The sequence below is a fragment of the Nocardioides sp. Root240 genome, from assembly GCF_001428825.1.
Lineage (GTDB): Bacteria > Actinomycetota > Actinomycetes > Propionibacteriales > Nocardioidaceae > Nocardioides.
In genome coordinates, this window is the sequence record NZ_LMIT01000002.1 from 237731 (window position 1) to 253524 (window position 15794).

Consider the following 15794-nt stretch of genomic DNA (forward strand, 5'->3'; position numbering starts at 1 on the left):
CGGGAGAGGGGTCGTCGTCGGCCTACGGTGAAGGCCGTCGAGCCTGCGTGACGTGGGAGGGAGGCAGCGACGATGAGAGCCCTGTCGGCCCGCGTCCGCGGGGGACGTGTCCCTGCGCTGAGGAGAGGCCGGTGAGCTGTGAGCACCCGGATCACCGTCGCGGTCCTCCTCCCGCTCGTGCTGACGAGCGGCTGCGGTGCGCCCGCTCACCCGCCGGAGGGGTCCGGCGCGCAGACCGTCGACCGTGACGACGTCGAGCTGCGCGACTACGACATCGCGTTCGCCTTCGACGACCCGGTCGTGCCGGGCGACGTCGTCCCTGGCGCGGGCAGTGTGGGAACCCTTCCGCTGCGCGCGTCCGTGGTGACCTTGGGCGGCGGGGAGCTCACCTGGACCCCCGACCTCGACGAGGGCTGGGCGGTACGGACCCCCGCCGCCCGTGCGGACGGTGCGATCCGGGCGGCCGCGATCGTGGTCTGGCCGGACGCGGCGGGCCACGCGCAGCTGGATCCCGGTCGTCGGACCGTCCGGCTGCAGGCGGATCTCCGGGCCGATGCCCCGGCGCCGCCGCGACCCGGCGACGATGGTGACAACGTGGTCCAGTGGGGCCGTTTCGGCGATCCCGCCCAGGTCAAGCTCCAGCTCGACCACGGCACCCCGTCCTGCCGAGCCGTCGGCAGCGACCGGGCGGTGCTGGTCGCGGCGGACCGCAAGGTCGTGCCCGACCGCTGGTACCGGCTCACGTGCTCGGTCCGCACGGGTGAGGTTCGCCTCCAGCTGCTCGACCTCGAGCGAGGTGGGGAACCCAGTGAATGGAGCCAGCCGATCGGTCCGGGCGCGATGGTCTTCGGTCCGGTGCCGCTGTCGATCGGGGCCAAGGTCGGGGCGAGCGGTCAGCTGGATCGCCGTTCGGTCGACCAGTTCAACGGAGTCATCGACCGTGTCGTCGTCGACGTTCGCTGACGAGGCCGCGCGGCGCGTCGTCCTGGTGGCCGATCGCCGGCTGGTCGGGCAGGCCATCGCCGCGGCCCTGAACGCCCAGGGCTTCCGCTCGACGGTGCTCGAGTGGCCCGAGCGGCGCCGCACGATGGTGTTCCGGGGCCGGCTGGCCCGTACCGGAGCGCGGGTCGGCGTCGTGCTGTGCGACCTGCGGACCCCGGACCTGCTGCATGACGTCGAGGTGCTGGTCAGTCGGGGGCCCGTGCGCTGGCTGGTCCTCACCGACAGCGCGCTGGGGCCGCGCTGGGGCACGGTCCTGACCGCCGGCGCCGTCGGTGTGCTGCCCACGACGACGACGACGGCCGGCCTCGTCACCGGTCTGCGCGAGACCATGGCCGGTCGCTCCCCGACCCCGGATCCGCTCCGCACGCGCGCCGTACGGGAATGGGAGGACGTCGCGGAGGGGCAGCGGGACCTGGTGCGCCGGATGGAGCTGCTGACCCACCGCGAGTACGAGATCCTCGGCTCCCTCTACGACGGCATCTCGGTCAGGGAGATCGCCGAGGCGTCGGGGGTCGCGGAGGCGACGGTCCGCAGCCAGGTGAAGTCGCTGCGCCGCAAGCTCGGCGTGGACTCCCAGCTCGCCGCCGTCGCGATGTACCGCAGGTCGCTGGAGGTGTTCCCGCGGTTCGGGGGTCGCTGACGCTGCGACGCGGCCGCTCGCGCTTCGGCACGGGGGCCGCGCGCTTCCGGGGAAGTGCTGTGGTGCCCGTGTCCGGCCGCTCCTGCCGGGTATCGCTGGTGATCAGCAACCACGACACCCAGGAGGACGAGGATGAGCAGCTCCCTGACCACCGGCGCCAGCAGCGTTGCCGACACCGACGACCGCTCGGCACGGAAGACGCGGCGGATCGCGTTCCTCGTGGCCGGCGAGGGGATCGAGCGGGTGGAGCTCGACGATCCCTGGAAGGCGGTGGTCGACGCGGGCCACGAGGCCGTCCTGGTCAGTCCGGAGGACGGGTCCGTGCAGACCTTCGACCACCTCGACAAGGCCGACACCCGCGCGGTCGACGTCACCGTGAGCGACGCCGACGCGGGCGACTTCGACGCCCTCGTCCTGCCCGGGGGTGTGGCGAACCCGGATGCGCTGCGGACCGACGACGGCGCCGTCGCGCTGGTGCGCTCGTTCATGGAGCAGGGCAAGCCCGTCGCCGCGATCTGCCACGCGCCGTGGACGTTGATCGAGGCGGACGTCGTGCGCGACCGGCGGTTGACGTCGTGGCCGAGCCTGCAGACGGACCTGCGCAACGCCGGCGCGACCTGGGTCGACGAGCGGGTCGTCACGGACGGCAACCTCATCACCAGCCGCAAGCCGGACGACCTGCCGGCGTTCATCGCGTCCCTGGTCGAGGCGCTGGAGCACGGCGCGGACTCGGCGCGCTCGGCCGACGTCTGAGGCTGTCAGGGGGTGGGCGAGGCGCTCGCCCCCTCAGCCGCCTTCCTCGGTCAGCGAGGTGGCCGGGAGCCAGTCGGCGCCGAGCAGCGCGGCGAGGTCGGCCAGGCCGGTGGTGTCGCTCCCGACGGTGTCGGAGGCCGCGGCGATCCGCTCGACCATCACCTTGCCGACCTGCTCCTCGACCGTGCCCTCGGCGTAGGCGATGTGCCACGGGGAGACCTGGTGGTCGCGGTGGGTGCGGCCGGTCACCTGCCGGCCGGCGATGCCCGAGAACCTGGCCTGGTGGAAGACACCGACCCGCGGTGCGGTGCTGGCCTGCCGGCCGTCGGGGAGGGTCTCGCCCGCGTGCAGGCTGATCGAGGCGACCGTGGTGAAGACGCAGACCTTGGCGGCCCCGGTCTGGAACCGGAGCCGCTCTGCCTCCACGTCGAACCGGTCGCGACCGTAGATCGTGGCGACCTCGATGCCGGAGTCCCGCAGCCGGTCGGCGATCGGGTCCGCGGCCGTCGCGACGAACTCGACCGAGCACGCCACCTGCCGCTCCGCCTCGACCTGCTGGGCGATCCACGCGACCGTCGAGTCGACCCGGATCAGGCCGGCCTTCTGGCGGAAGCGCAGCAGCGCGGCTCGCCCCTTGGCGACGTTGCGGCCGCGCCGGGCGATGTCCATCTCGCGGCAGAACGCGCCCCACTCGGCCTCGTACGCCGACCGCTCCGCTGGCGTGAGCGCGACCGGCATGCCCGAGATCGGCACCGGCCCCCACGGCGCCGCGCGGTGCAGCATCGCCGGCGGCCGCTCGTCGGCGAGCCAGCCGCGCACGAGCTTGAGGTCGGCGGCCCGCCGCGCCGCGTCGGTGGTCCACGCGGCGCCGTACCGGCCGTGCTCGACGGCGACCCCGTGCCGCTCCAGCGCCGCGGCGAAGTCGGCGCCGGGCTGGGTCGCCGAGATCCAGTCCCTCATCGGCTCCCCGAGGACCTGCGCGTAGGCCGGCGCGAGGTACGGCAGCTCCAGCGGCGTGTGGCCGGGCGTCGCCGTCGTCGCGATCACGAACGGCGCCTTGTCGTGCGGCTTTCCGTGCCCGGAGATCCGCGTCCAGTGCTTCCAGCGCTTGGTCGTCGTACGGCGCAGGGCGTGGGCCTCGTCCGCGATGATCACGTCCCACGTGTGGTCCTTGACCTTCTCCAGGCGGTCCCACGTGATCACGACCCACTCGAGTCCACCGTCGCCCAGTGCCGTGATCGTGCGGCACCAGTGCCCGATCGTGATCGCCGCCGGCCGGTCGGCCACCACCAGCACCCGGCGGGCGCCCCGGAGGTCGCCCACCGCCGTCGCCCCCAGGACCGCCGAGATCGTCTTGCCCACGCCGGGCTCGTCTGCCAGCAGGAACTGGCGCCCACCGGCCGCCGCCCGCTCCGCGATCGCGTCTGCCGCCTCGAACTGGAGCTGCCGCGGCTCGAGTGTGTCGGTCGGCTCCGGGTTCGGCGTCGGGCTGTCCGGGTTGAGGGTGTTCTCGACGAACCTGCCCAGCGTGTGGGGGCCCGGGGAGTACGGCGCCAGGTGCGCCGGGAGGTGGCGGCCGACGTACACGTGGGCCTTCACCGCCGAGTGCCAGGTCGCGCCCTCGACCTGGGTCCCGTAGGGCACGTCGAGCACCCACAGCCGCTCACCCGGCCCGACGAACGGCAACGGCCGTGGGGACGATCGGGTGCCGCTGCGTCGGCGTCCGCTGGATCGACGAGAGCTGGCCACCTGCCGACGCTACCGGGGGACCCAGCTCGGAACGACGATGAACCCGCCGACAGGGCAGCTGGGTCCGTACGGCGACCTCATGACCGCCGTTCCAGCCACCCTCGTGCGGTGCATCAGGAGGTCGAGCGGCCCGGTGCTGACACCGATGGCATACCCGGGTTCGCGTTGGCCCGCGATCTTCCAGCGCGGCTTGTTGCACACGGTGCCGTCCGGGCGGATCCCTCGGTCGGTGAGGACGGGACCGTACTCGGCGCCGGCGGGTATCCCTCCCATGACCACCCGGGTCCGCGCCAGGATCCGGGAGGCGTGACCGTCGACGTACCTCCAGTCGTCGACGACCCTGAGGGGTCCCACGTGACGCAGGGCCTGGTCGTCGAGCGCACGCACCACGCACGATCGGTAGGACCAGGCGCCGGTGACGCCCCAGCTGGTCTGGCGGGCGCGCACGCAGATGACGCGGCCCGAGCCGACGAGGAGCTGGTGCCACTGCTCGGTGGTGCCGGTGATCGCCGTCTGCCACGCCGGCCGCGTGGCCGCGCGCATGTCGGCGCGGAGCACCTGCACGTCCCACGTCCGGTTCTCCTCGCCCGTGGCGTCGGGCAGGTTCATCTCGACGGCGGGGTCGATCCGCAGGCGGATCTGCGGCCGGATGCTGTACGGCCCCAAGTTGCCGCGGAAGAACGTCTGCGGCGCACCGACCGCCGGCACGGTCACCGCAGGTGACGGAGCCTCGGAGGCGGCGACGGAGGGGGAGAACGAGGTCAGGGCGCCCGTCAGGGCAAGGGCGAGCAACGGGATCAACCTGGGCATCGGCACTCCTCGAGGTGCGTCGGGGGTCCGTCAGTGTGCCACGACGGCCCGGATCATCTGCGCAGCGGCGAGGTGCGCGCGATCCCGTCGTCGATCATCTGCTGGAAGTGCTCGGTGACGGTGCTGGCGGGATCGCGGTAGGCCAGGCCCAGCTCCTGGCGGCTGCGGGTGTTGTCGAACTCCAGCGGCCAGCCGACGTTCTTCTCCACGAACTCCCGGCTGTAGCCCGCCACCGGTGCCACCAGCTTGAACACCCGCTTCGGGATCCTGTTGTGGGGGAACGGGTACGTCAGCCCGAACGCCCCGCGCAGGATCTTCCCGATCTGGAGCATCGTGATCGTGCGGGCGTTGGTGATGTAGCGGCCGTGGGCCTCCGGCGTGAAGCCCGCGAGGATGTGCGCCCGCGCCACGTCGCGCACGTCCACCATCCCCATCGCGAGGTCCGGTGCACCGCCGAGCAGGCTGCCGTCCGTGAACGCCTTCATGGTGGTCATCGAGCCGGACTTGCTCGCCGTGGTCAGCGCGGGCCCGAGTACCAGGCCCGGGTGGATCGTCACCAGGTCCCAGCGGTCCTGTCGCTCGCAGATCTCCCAGGCGGCACGCTCCGCGACGGTCTTGGAGTACGGGTACGGCTGGTGGTCGACACTGCTCGTCGTGTTCCAGTCGCTCTCGTCGAACGGACCGCGGCCCGCCATGTCGGCGTTGTCGCCGTGGATGGCCACCACGCTGCTCGTCAGCACGACCCGCTTGACCGACGGCGTGGCCTCCACGCTCGCCAGCACGTTGCGGGTGCCGTCGAGCGCCGGCGTCACCAGCTGCCGCTGCGGGTCGCGCACCTTGCCGAGGAGGAACGGCGAGGCGGTGTGGATCACGAGCTCGCACCCCTCCATCGCCTCGGCGTAGCTGCCGTCGGTCAGCAGGTCGGCGCGGTGCAGGGTGAGGCGACCGGGGTGCTCCGCGGCCAGCGCGTGCAGGTGCTCCAGCCCGGACGACTTGTCGGGGTCGCGCACGGTGCCCCGGACGACGTACCCGTCCTCGAGGAGGTAGCGCACGATCCAGCTGGCGACGTACCCGGTCGCGCCGGTGACGAGGACGGGCTGGGTGGGGTCGATGGTCGTGGGGGACGAGCCCATGACGGATCTCCGTTCGCGAGGCGGGACGAGGCGAGGTTCTCCGAGGATCCGGACTCTATGTGCGCCAGTCCCCCGACGGGGGCGGCGTCCTCCGTTCGAGACCCACCTGCGGCCGCCGCTGGTCAGGCGGCGAGGAACTCCGCGACGACCGGAGCGAACTTCTCGTGGAACTGGAAGATGCCACCGTGGCCGGAGTTCGGGTAGATGACCAGCTGGCTGCCCTTGATCCGGCGGTGCAGGTCCTCGGACAGCACGGTTGGGACCATGCGGTCGTGGTCGCCGTTGGCGATCAGGGTGGGCTGGGTGACGGTGGAGAGGTCGGAGGGGGCGGAGCGGCCGAACTTCTGGATCGCCTTGAGCTGGGTGCGCAGTGCGGTGAGGCTGATGTCCTTGTCACGGTCGACCGTGCGCTCGCCGAGACGTGCGACGAAGGCCTTCCCCGCGGCCTTGCCCGCCGCGTCGCGGTTGAAGAAGAGAAACTCCTTGGGGTCCGAGCGGGTCAGGGTCGCGCGCAGGATGTCCCAGTAGGTCACGCCGACCACCTTGTCCATGTCCTTGCCGCCGCGCGGGCCGGTGCCGGTGAGGACGAGCCGGCGGACCAGGTCGGGATGCTTGACGACCAGGTCCTGGGCGATCATCCCGCCCATCGAGAAGGAGAACACGTCGATCTTGTCGTAGCCGAGTGCGGTGATGAACTCGTACGCGTGGTCGGCGGCTTCCTCGAGGGTGGCCGGCACCTTCCCGGTCGATGCCCCGACGCCGCGCTGGTCGAAGGTGATGACGTGGCGGGTCCGGGCGACGGCGTCGACGATGTGGGGATCCCAGTTGTCCAGGGTCGCCGCGAGGTGGACGAAGAAGACGACGGGGATGCCGCCCTTCGGGCCCAGCTCCCGGTAGGCGTAGCTCACGCCGCTGGCGTTGACGGTGCGGGCAGGGGCTTGGGCGTAGGAGGTGACGACCGGGTCGTTGCCCGGGGTGGGATGCGACATCTGAGGGCTCATTTCGAGGTCGTGGCGGCCGCGAGGACCGCATCTTGATGGCATGTTGGTTCCGTTCGGCAGGGCGGTTCCGGCGCGTCAGCGCAGGAAGTCCAGGACCTCCGGCACGAAGCGGTCGTGGTGCTGGAACACGCCCCCGTGGCCGGCGTCGGGGTAGACGACCAGGCGGGCGTCGGGGAGGCGGTGCGCGAGCTCGAAGGACCCGCGGGTCGCCAGCATGCGGTCGTCCTCGCCGTTGGCCACGAGCGCCGGCTGGCGGATCAGCTCCAGGTCCATCGGGGGCCGGGCACCCCACCGCGCGATGGCCACCATCTGGCGGGCGGCTGCTCTGAGCGAAGTCCGCTCGACACGATCGCTGGTCCGCTCGCCGATGCGCCGCATGTAGTCGGCGGCGGCGGCGCGGCCGCTCGGTGTCCTGGTGAAGAAGAGGAGGGGCTTGGGGTCGCTCCTCCGGGCCGCGCCCTGCGCGGTGTCGGTGAGGAGGCGCCGGTTGAGCCGGCCGACGCCCTTGAAGCCGGCCGGGCCGGTGCCCGCGAAGACCAGCCGCCGCACCAGGCGCGGCTCCCTGGTAGCGACCACTTGGGCGATGAACCCGCCGAGGGAGAACCCGAGGAGGTCGACCTCGACCAGCCCGAGAGCTCGGACGAACGCGATCGCGTCGCCGGCCATGGCCTCGACGGTCAGCGGGACCCGGCCGCTGGTGCCACCGACCCCGCGGTTGTCGAAGACGACGACGTGTCGCTCCGCGGCGATGCCGTCGAGGACTCGCGGGTCCCAGTCGTCGATCGTGGCCGTGAAGTGGTGCAGCAGCACGAGGGGTACGCCGCCGCGCGGACCGAGCTCGCGGTAGGCGAACCGCACGCCGTCGGCGTCGAGGTGACGGGTGGGTGCGGTGGCCGAGGTCACCGCGGATGTCGCCGGGCCGCTCGACCTGGTCATCGCGTCACCACGATCTTGCCGGAGGCCTTGCCCTGCTCGACGTAGGCCATGGCGTCGAGGGTCCGGTCGAAGGGGAAGGTGCGGTCGAGAACGGGACGCAGCGTGCCGTCGTCGTAGAGGCCCGCGAGGGTCGCGAGCTGGGCGCCGCTGGCCTTCATGAAGAAGAACGAGTAGCGGACGCCGAGACGCCGTGCCGCGCGGCGGACCTTCCGGCTCATCAGGGCCATCACCGGCTTGAGCAACGGCTGGCCGAGCCGGGCGGCGAAGGAGGGGTCGGGCGGCCCGACGACGCTGATCGCCAGCCCGCCGGGCCTCAGCACCCGGAGGGACTTCTGCAGGCTGTCGGGGCCGAGCGAGTCGAGGACGACGTCGTACCCGCTGAGGACGTCGACGAAGCCGGTGGTGGTGAAGTCGATGACCTCGTCGGCGCCCAGTGCCCGGACCTTCTCGGCGTCCCTGGTGTGCGCGGTCGTCGCGACGTGGGCACCGAGGTGCTTGGCCACCTGGATGACGGTGGATCCGAGGCCTCCGGCGCCTGCGTGCACGAGGACCTTCTGGCCGGGCCTGACCTCGGCCAGGTCCACGAGCGCCTGCCACGCGGCGAGCGCGACGAGCGGCACGGCGGCGGCTTCCTCGAACGACAGCGTCGCGGGCTTGTGGGCGACGTCCGCGGCATCGATCGCGATCGACTCGGCGAAGGCGCCGATGCGCAGGTCGCGTGGCCGGGAGTAGACCTCGTCGCCCACCGCGAAGCCGCGGACCTCGGAGCCGACCTCGGTCACGACGCCGGCGAGGTCGTGGCCGAGCACGAAGGGCGGCTTGTACTTCAGGAGCTGCTTGAACTCGCCGTTGCGGACCATCTTGTCGAGCGGGTTGATGCTGGCGGCCCGGATGTCGACGAGCACGTCGCGTGGCCCGACGCTCGGTGCCGGGACGTCGGCAGCCTGGAGCCCGTCAGGGCCGTAGTGGGTGACGACGAAGGCTTTCATTCGGGTTCCTGACGGTTCGCGTGGGCGGGAGGATGGGGAGCGGTGGCCAGGGCCACCGCATTGGTGTACGCCGCCGCGAGCACGCGGTCGGACAGGTCGGGGTCGGTGACCGCGCGGGCCACCTGCAGTGACCCGACCAGCAGCGAGAAGAGCCCGATCGCGCGCTGCTCGGTCTGTTCCGGGTCTCCGTTGTCGAGGTGACGTGCGATGGCCTGGATCATCGCCGTCGCGCCCGCGGTGTAGGCCTCCCGGACTGCCACGTCGCACCGCCCGATCTCGTCCAGGAGGGCCGCCGAGGGGCAGCCGCCGGCGAGGTCGTCGCGATGGGCGGGGGAGAGGTAGTACCGCAGGTACTGCTCGACCGAGGCGAGTCCGGCCGGCAGGGAGTCCACGACGGCGACCTGGTCCTCGAGCTGTTGGGTCACGACCGAGGCGACGAGGTCGTCCTTCGAGGAGAAGTGGCCGTAGAAGGCGCCGTTGGTCAGGCCGGCATCGGCGACGAGCGTGGCGATGCCCGAGCCGTCGATGCCGTCGCTCTTGAACCGGCGCCCGGCCGTCTCGATCATGCGACGCCGGGTCGCCTCCTTGTGCTCGGGGCTGTAGCGGGTCATGGGGTCCATCTCCTCTCGGGGGCTTGCGGGAATCTTAGCATTACGATCATACTATTACGACCGTACTGCAATCCCGACATCTGGAGTCGCCATGGCCTCGCTCGCTGATCCGCTCGACCTGCCGTCCGGCGTACGGCTGCCCAACCGCATCGGCAAGGCGGCGTTGAGCGAGGCCCTGGGCGACGCCGACAACTCGCCCGACAACCGGATCGTCACCCTCTACCGGCGCTGGGCGCAGGGAGGCTACGGACTGCTGGTCACCGGGAACATCATGGTCGACCGCGCCCATCTCGGGGAGCCGGGCAACATCGTGATCGAGGACCGTCGCGCCCTGCCGCAGCTGACGGCGTGGACCAAGGCCGCGCACGACGGGGGCGCGGTGATCCTCGCGCAGCTGAACCACCCGGGCCGCCAGTCCAACCTCCTCGCCGTCGGCCACCGCCCCGTGGCGCCGAGTGCCGTCCCGCTGGCGATGCCCGGCGCCACCACGCCGCGGGAGCTGACCGCCGCCGAGATCGAGGACATCGTCGAGCGCTTCGCGACCGCCGCCGCGGTCTGCGAGGAGGCCGGGTTCGACGGCGTCGAGCTCCACGCGGCCCACGGTTACCTGATCACCCAGTTCCTCTCGCCGCTCACGAACCTGCGCACCGACGAGTGGGGAGGCAGTCCCGAACGGCGCATGCGGTTCCTGATCGAGGTCGTGCGCCGCGTGCGATCCCTGGTCCGCCCCGGCTTCGCGGTCGCCGTGAAGCTGAACTCCGCGGACTTCCAGCGCGGAGGCTTCAGCGAGGACGACTCCCGTGCGGTCGTCGCTGCCCTCGCCGAGGAGGCCGTCGACCTGATCGAGGTCAGTGGAGGCAGCTACGAGGCCCCGGCCATGGGTGGCTCCGAGGCCTCGTCCACCCGCGAGCGGGAGGCCTACTTCCTCGACTACGCACGGTCGGTGCGGCGCGAGGCGGGATCGATCCCGATCGCGGTGACCGGTGGTTTCCGAAGCCGCGCCGCGATGGAGGCGGCGCTGGAGGTCGGTGACTGCGACCTCGTGGGCTTGGCCCGGCCGACCGTCACCACGACCGACGCCGCGGCGGCCATCCTCGAGGGGCGCACCAGCGTGCTGACGGCGCACGAGATCCGGGCCGGCATGCGTCCCATCCTCGGCCGGCTCACCGACCTGAAGGCGCTCGACGGCTTCCTGAACATCAGCTGGAACACCGACCAGCTGCACCGGCTGGCCCGAGGGCAGGAGCCGGACCTGAGCCGTGGTGCCCTGCGCACCGCCACCGCCATGGTGCGCCGCAACGGCCGCGTCTCGTTCACCCCGCGTCGGGGCCTCAAGTGAGCCGCCCGTCGTACGACCTCACCGACAAGGTCGTCCTCATCACCGGCGGGAACGGCGGGATCGGAGCCGCGACGGCCCGCACCCTGCTCGGCCGCGGCGCCCGCGTGGTGATCGCCGACATCGACCCGGCGACGCCCGGTCGTGCGAGGGACCTGCACCCGGCCAACGCCCTGGGATGCGTCGCCGACGTCCGCGACCCCTCGACGCTCGAGGCCGCCGTGGCTCACGCGGTCGACCACTTCGGGCGTCTGGACGTCGTGATCGCCAACGCCGGACTCCTCGCGAAGGCGGCCACCCTGCGCAACACGCCCACCGCGGACATCGAGGCCACCCTGGCGGTGAACGTCACCGGCGTCGCCAACACGGTGACCGCGGCGCTGCCCCAGGTGATCGCCCAGCAGGGGCAGGTCGTTGTGATCAGCTCGGTCTTCGCCTTCCTCAACGGCATGGGCACGATCCCGTACGCCATGAGCAAGGCGGCCGTCGAGCAGCTCGGACGCGGTCTGCGCGTCGAGCTCGCCGACCATGGCGTCTCCGTCCTGACGGCGTACTTCTCCCTCGTCCAGACAGACATGATCGCCCGCGGCGTGGACGAGGACCCGGTCGTCATGGAGCTGCTCGGCGCCCTGCCCAAGGCGATGCTCAAGCGGATCACGCCGGATCAGGCCGCCGCCGGCATCGCGGACGGACTGGAGAACCGCGCGGTGCGGGTCATCCGCCCGAACCTGTGGGGTCCAGTGTCCTCCCTGCGGGGCCTCCTGAACCCCACGCTCGACTCCCGTTTCAGCCGCGACCGCCGCATCCTCGACGTCCTCGCCCGACTCGACGCCCGCCCGGTGGCCGTCGTACCCACACCCGCAACAACGTCTGCAGGATCCTCACGAAGGAAGAAGTCATGACCACCGCCTGGAAGACCACGCCCACCAAGGCGATCGACGTCGACGGCACCTCGTTCGCCTACCGCGAGCTGGGCGAGCCCGGAGGTGTGCCGGTCGTGTTCCTGCACCACCTGACCGCCGTGCTCGACGACTGGGACCCGCGCGTGCTGGACGGCGTCGCCGCGAAGCACCACGTGATCGCGTTCGACAACCGCGGCGTCGGGAGCACCGGCGGCCGGGTGCCGACCGACGTCGCCCAGATGGGCGCCGACGCGATCGCCTTCATCCGTGCGCTGGGCCACGACCAGGTCGACCTGATCGGCTTCTCGCTCGGCGGGGGCGTGGCCCAGATGGTCGCACTCCAGGCGCCCGACCTGGTCCGCCGGTTGGTGCTCGCCGGCACGGGCCCGCGCGGCGGCGGGGGCATCTGGAAGATGCCGTTCATCGTCGGCGGTGCCTACGCCAAGGCCTTCCTGAGTCGGAAGGACCCGCGCCACTTCCTCTTCTTCCCCCGCACCCGGGAGGGCAAGAAGGCGGCCAACGCCTACTTCGCGCGGCTCGCGGAGCGCACGTCGGACCTGGACACCCCGATCTCCCGGCAGGCCGGCATCGCGCAGGTGCGCGCGATCACGAGCGCGGGACTGCACCGCGCCGACGACCTGTCGCAGATCAAGGTCCCGGTCCTCGTCGCCAACGGCGACAACGACCTGATGGTCGCCAGTGAGCACTCCAGGGACATGGCGGCCCGGCTGCCCGACTCCCGCCTGCGGATCTACCCCGCCGCCGGTCACGGCGGCGTGTTCCAGTACCACCACGAGTTCGTGCCCGAGGTCCTCGACTTCCTGGGGGCGAAGTGACGGGCGGGCCCGACTTCGTCACCATCGACGCCTTCGGGCGGCCGCCGGGCGGGCGACTCCGATGGCGACGTGGCCTCGCCCGCGCGATCGAGAACGGCATCAGTGGGCTCCGTGGCGCCTCGGTGAACTACGCCAACAACGGCACCCACGCCCTCGTACCCAGCCTGGTGCCGGGTGGGTGCGCCCTCGTGGCAGCCTGGGAGTCGGCCGAGGCGGCCGAGGCCGCGTTCGCCGGCCCGCTGCGTGGTGCGATCGACGGTCCGGGCCGGTTCAGCATGGACAGCGAGCTCGTCCGGGTGCGGATCGACTCGGAGTCCGAGCGGGACGACTGGCACGGCTGGCGGCCCAGTGCCGAGGGGGCCGAGCCCCTCGCGGAGGGCGAGCCCATGGTCGCGATCGTGCACGGCATCCTCCGCCGCGGCCGGCTCGTCGAGTTCCTCCGCAACAACGTGCACGCAGCCAGCCGGGCCGCCCACCACCCCGGGCATCGCGGCAGCATCGACATCTCGTCCCAGCTGCCCTACGAGCACACCTCGATCAGTCTCTGGAAGACGTACGGCCTCGCGCAGGACTTCGCCTACAAGAAAGGCGGCCACGCCAGTGCCATGACCCATGCGCTGAAGGAGAAGACCCATCGGGTCGGGGTCTTCCTCCAGGCCCGGCCGCTGGCCTGCACCGGGGCGCTCGGGATCGACCGGCCGCCGTACCCGCAGCTGCCGGAGGCGCGCCGAGCGGGTTGCTAGGTCCAGGCGCGCCGGAGCGCGGTCTCGTGCGATGCGAGGGCGGCGGCGCGGTCGGCCCCGAGCCCGACGCAGAAGGTGACGCCCATCGGGACCAGGACCTGCCAGACGGGGTCGGCGAACTCGGCGAAGTGGTGGGAGAGCTCGAGGGTGACGTAGCCGTGGACGAAGCTCCACAGCGCGCCGGCCGCAGCGGCCGGGTCCTCGATCGTGAGCCCGCCGTCGTCGCCCATCCGCGCGGCGGCCGCGATCACGTGGGCGTACGCAGCGTGGAACGCGGGGGAGTGGCCGGCCCGCCGCTCGCCCTTCGCAGGCGTCGGACGATAGGTCGCGCGGGTCGAGAGGCCGAACATGGCGTCGTACAGGTGCGGGTTCGCGCGCGCGTAGGACAGGGTGGTGAGGGCCATCGTGAACAGGTCGGCCACGGGATCCTCGCTCGCACCCACCTCCGCGAACGCTTGACCCAGCTGGTCGAAGCCGTGGTCCTGCACGGCGCTGAGCAGCTCGGGGACCCCTCCGAAGTAGTTGTAGACGACCATGCTCGACATGCCGGCCCGTGCGGCGACCGCTCGTGCCTTGATGGCCGAGGGCCCTTCCTCGGCGAGCATGGCGACGGCTGCCTCGATGAGTCGCTCGGGGATCCCGTTCGACGGGCCGTCGGTCGTGGTGGAGTCTCTCGCCATGGGCGTCATCGTCCCAAACCGGCGGCAGGGACCTGGGCCATGGCGTGCTCGGCCAGGGCGGTGATCGTCAGCGCCGGGTTCACACCGGGGTTGGCCGGGAGTGCAGCGGCATCGCAGACGACCATGTTGCGGTAGCCGTACACCTTCAGCTCGGCGTCCACGACCCCGGTCGCCGGGCTCGCGCCGATCACCGCGCCGCCGAGCACGTGGGCCGTCATCGGCCGGTTCCCGAACGCCTCGAAGACGCTGCCCTGGGCGATGCCCCCGGTGCGCTCCGCGAGCCACGTCGCGACCCGGTGACCCTCTCGGATGAACGTCGGGGCGGGGCGCTCGTCGTCGCGGCCGGTGGAGAGCCGGTAGCCCCTGCCGAGGAGGCGCTTGCTGGCAACGAACCGGATCGCGTTGTCCCGTGGCTGCATGACGAGCATCATCAGCGTCCTCGCGCTCCAGCCCGAGCGCAGCGTCGCCAGCCAGCGTCGGGGGTGGCGCAGCACGGTGACGAGCCAGCTCAGCAGGCGGCGAGCGGGACGGCCCTCGCCGACCAGCACCGTGAACATCAGCCTCATGAAGTCGCCGCGAGGACCATAGGTGAGGAACTCGATCTGGGTGTCGCCGTCGACGACGACCCGACTGCTCGCGGTGACGTCGCGCCACGTGCCGATGTCCTCGGGGAGCAGGACCGACAGCACGGCCTCGCTGTTGGTGCGGACGAGGTGACCCAGGCGGTCGCTCACGGCGGGCAGGGACCCGCGGTGCTTGCAGTCCGCGAGGAGGGCGTTGGTGCCCACCGCGCCGCCGGCGAACACGACGCCGCGCGTCGTGACGCTGGTGCACCCTTGTCGCCACCTGGTGCCGGGCCGGCGAGTCGAGACCCGATAGCCGTCGCTCCCGTCCGCGGCCCCGAGCGGGGTCACGTCGACGACCTCGCGCTCGGCGAGGATCCGGGCACCGAGCCTCTGCGCGAACCAGAGGTAGTTCTTGGTGAGTCGGTTGGCTGCACCGGTGCGGCAACCGGTCATGCACTGCCCGCACCGGGTGCATCCCGTGCGGTCAGGCCCTTCGCCGCCGAAGTAGGGATCCGGCACCGTGACACCGGGCTCGCCGAAGAAGACGGCCACGGGCGCCGGCGCGAAAGCGCCCCCGAAGCGGTCCGCGACCTCGCGCGTCAGGCCGCTGGTCACGGACTCCCAGGGCGTCCGGCTCGCGCCGAGCATCCGCTCCGCTGTGCGGTAGTGGGGTTCGAGGTGCTCCCGCCATGGTGCGAGCGCCGTCCACTGGGGATGACGGAAGAAGGCCTCGTGGGGGCGGAAGAGGACGCCGCCGTACACCAGGCTGCCGCCGCCGACCCCGGTCTGGGTCGAGCTGAAGACGTGGCGGAACAGGACGTTGCGCATGATCCCGCGCAGTCCCGTCGCCGGTGCCCAGACGAAGCGGCGGCTGTCCGATGCGGACGTGGGCAGCTCGTCGTCGGCGTACGAGCGCCCGCGCTCGAACACGGCGACCCGGTAGCCCTTCTCGGCCAGGCGCAGGGCGGCGACGCTCCCGCCGAAGCCGGAGCCGATGACGACCCAGTCATGGTCGACGGACGGGTGGGTGGTGTTGCTCACGGCGCATCCTCCAGGGGCTTGTCGCAAGAGGATAACCTCGTTATCGTAGTGGGACAAGCGGCGCAG

16 protein-coding genes are annotated in these 15794 nt (G+C 72.0%); 7 read left to right on the top strand and 9 right to left on the bottom strand.

Annotated elements, in window-relative coordinates; genetic code table 11:
* The first annotated feature begins 138 nt into the window (after positions 1-138).
* From ASE20_RS24595 to ASE20_RS04155, 3 genes are all read left to right on the top strand, one after another.
* Positions 139-963 (top strand): hypothetical protein, encoded by an 825-nt coding sequence (locus tag ASE20_RS24595; protein WP_056893277.1) that lies wholly within the window; start codon positions 139-141, stop codon positions 961-963.
* Positions 941-1642 (top strand): helix-turn-helix transcriptional regulator, encoded by a 702-nt coding sequence (locus ASE20_RS24600; protein ID WP_056893278.1) that lies wholly within the window; start codon positions 941-943, stop codon positions 1640-1642. The genes ASE20_RS24595 and ASE20_RS24600 overlap by 23 nt, the downstream gene beginning before the upstream one ends.
* Positions 1643-1774: 132 nt before the next feature.
* Positions 1775-2395, top strand: a complete 621-nt coding sequence (locus tag ASE20_RS04155) for a type 1 glutamine amidotransferase domain-containing protein (protein WP_082612137.1) — start codon at positions 1775-1777, stop codon at positions 2393-2395.
* 33 nt (positions 2396-2428) lie between these two features.
* Here ASE20_RS04155 and ASE20_RS04160 read toward each other — a convergent pair whose 3' ends face one another.
* The 7 genes from ASE20_RS04160 to ASE20_RS04190 all read right to left on the bottom strand — a co-directional run bounded on the left by ASE20_RS04160 (position 2429) and on the right by ASE20_RS04190 (position 9624).
* Positions 2429-4039 carry a helicase gene (locus ASE20_RS04160; RefSeq protein WP_225869209.1) on the bottom strand — a complete coding sequence of 537 codons (1611 nt, stop codon included), beginning with the start codon at positions 4037-4039 and terminating at the stop codon, positions 2429-2431.
* Positions 4040-4153: 114 nt separating this feature from the next.
* Entirely contained in the window at positions 4154-4954 is an 801-nt protein-coding gene (locus tag ASE20_RS04165; protein WP_056917994.1) for a hypothetical protein, read from the bottom strand.
* A gap of 53 nt (positions 4955-5007) precedes the next feature.
* Positions 5008-6087: an SDR family oxidoreductase gene (locus tag ASE20_RS04170; protein ID WP_200952712.1), complete on the bottom strand. Its 1080-nt coding sequence runs from the start codon at positions 6085-6087 to the stop codon at positions 5008-5010.
* A 122-nt stretch (positions 6088-6209) separates the two neighbouring features.
* Positions 6210-7076 (bottom strand): alpha/beta fold hydrolase, encoded by an 867-nt coding sequence (locus ASE20_RS04175; RefSeq protein WP_056893280.1) that lies wholly within the window; start codon positions 7074-7076, stop codon positions 6210-6212.
* Between the two features lie 87 nt (positions 7077-7163).
* The gene (locus tag ASE20_RS04180; protein WP_056893281.1) at positions 7164-8024 is read right to left on the bottom strand and encodes an alpha/beta fold hydrolase; all 861 of its coding nucleotides are present in this window, start codon (positions 8022-8024) and stop codon (positions 7164-7166) included.
* A complete protein-coding gene (locus ASE20_RS04185; protein ID WP_056893282.1) occupies positions 8021-9013 on the bottom strand; it encodes an NADP-dependent oxidoreductase in 993 nt (330 codons plus the stop codon). Before ASE20_RS04185 ends, ASE20_RS04180 begins: the two co-directional genes overlap by 4 nt.
* Positions 9010-9624 (bottom strand): TetR/AcrR family transcriptional regulator, encoded by a 615-nt coding sequence (locus tag ASE20_RS04190; RefSeq protein WP_056893283.1) that lies wholly within the window; start codon positions 9622-9624, stop codon positions 9010-9012. Before ASE20_RS04190 ends, ASE20_RS04185 begins: the two co-directional genes overlap by 4 nt.
* 91 nt (positions 9625-9715) lie before the next feature.
* Between ASE20_RS04190 and ASE20_RS04195 the strand changes: the two genes are divergently transcribed.
* The 4 genes from ASE20_RS04195 to ASE20_RS04210 are packed head-to-tail and all read left to right on the top strand — an operon-like array spanning position 9716 to position 13441.
* Positions 9716-10963 carry an NADH:flavin oxidoreductase/NADH oxidase family protein gene (locus tag ASE20_RS04195; protein ID WP_056893284.1) on the top strand — a complete coding sequence of 416 codons (1248 nt, stop codon included), beginning with the start codon at positions 9716-9718 and terminating at the stop codon, positions 10961-10963.
* Complete coding sequence (locus ASE20_RS04200) at positions 10960-11862, top strand: SDR family NAD(P)-dependent oxidoreductase (protein WP_056893285.1); 903 nt, start codon at positions 10960-10962, stop codon at positions 11860-11862. Before ASE20_RS04195 ends, ASE20_RS04200 begins: the two co-directional genes overlap by 4 nt.
* Positions 11859-12698, top strand: coding sequence for an alpha/beta fold hydrolase (locus tag ASE20_RS04205; protein ID WP_056893286.1), 840 nt, complete (start codon positions 11859-11861; stop codon positions 12696-12698). Before ASE20_RS04200 ends, ASE20_RS04205 begins: the two co-directional genes overlap by 4 nt.
* On the top strand, positions 12695-13441 hold the full coding sequence (locus ASE20_RS04210) for a hypothetical protein (RefSeq protein WP_200952713.1): 747 nt from the start codon (positions 12695-12697) through the stop codon (positions 13439-13441). The genes ASE20_RS04205 and ASE20_RS04210 overlap by 4 nt, the downstream gene beginning before the upstream one ends.
* Here ASE20_RS04210 and ASE20_RS04215 read toward each other — a convergent pair.
* Positions 13438-14121 carry a TetR/AcrR family transcriptional regulator gene (locus ASE20_RS04215; RefSeq protein ID WP_056893287.1) on the bottom strand — a complete coding sequence of 228 codons (684 nt, stop codon included), beginning with the start codon at positions 14119-14121 and terminating at the stop codon, positions 13438-13440. The genes ASE20_RS04210 and ASE20_RS04215 overlap by 4 nt on opposite strands.
* A 5-nt stretch (positions 14122-14126) precedes the next feature.
* Positions 14127-15728 (bottom strand): GMC oxidoreductase, encoded by a 1602-nt coding sequence (locus ASE20_RS04220; protein WP_056893288.1) that lies wholly within the window; start codon positions 15726-15728, stop codon positions 14127-14129.
* Between the last annotated feature and the right edge of the window lie 66 nt (positions 15729-15794).

Bases quoted from the DNA above. Each gene is read 5' to 3' on its own strand.
- ASE20_RS04170 (WP_200952712.1), bottom strand. From the start codon at position 6,087: ATGGGCTCGTCCCCCACGACCATCGACCCCACCCAGCCCGTCCTCGTC.
- ASE20_RS04180 (WP_056893281.1), bottom strand. From the start codon at position 8,024: ATGACCAGGTCGAGCGGCCCGGCGACATCCGCGGTGACCTCGGCCACC.
- ASE20_RS04190 (WP_056893283.1), bottom strand. From the start codon at position 9,624: ATGACCCGCTACAGCCCCGAGCACAAGGAGGCGACCCGGCGTCGCATG.
- ASE20_RS04195 (WP_056893284.1), top strand. From the start codon at position 9,716: ATGGCCTCGCTCGCTGATCCGCTCGACCTGCCGTCCGGCGTACGGCTG.
- ASE20_RS04165 (WP_056917994.1), bottom strand. From the start codon at position 4,954: ATGCCCAGGTTGATCCCGTTGCTCGCCCTTGCCCTGACGGGCGCCCTG.
- ASE20_RS04205 (WP_056893286.1), top strand. From the start codon at position 11,859: ATGACCACCGCCTGGAAGACCACGCCCACCAAGGCGATCGACGTCGAC.
- ASE20_RS04155 (WP_082612137.1), top strand. From the start codon at position 1,775: ATGAGCAGCTCCCTGACCACCGGCGCCAGCAGCGTTGCCGACACCGAC.
- ASE20_RS04215 (WP_056893287.1), bottom strand. From the start codon at position 14,121: ATGGCGAGAGACTCCACCACGACCGACGGCCCGTCGAACGGGATCCCC.
- ASE20_RS04175 (WP_056893280.1), bottom strand. From the start codon at position 7,076: ATGTCGCATCCCACCCCGGGCAACGACCCGGTCGTCACCTCCTACGCC.
- ASE20_RS04185 (WP_056893282.1), bottom strand. From the start codon at position 9,013: ATGAAAGCCTTCGTCGTCACCCACTACGGCCCTGACGGGCTCCAGGCT.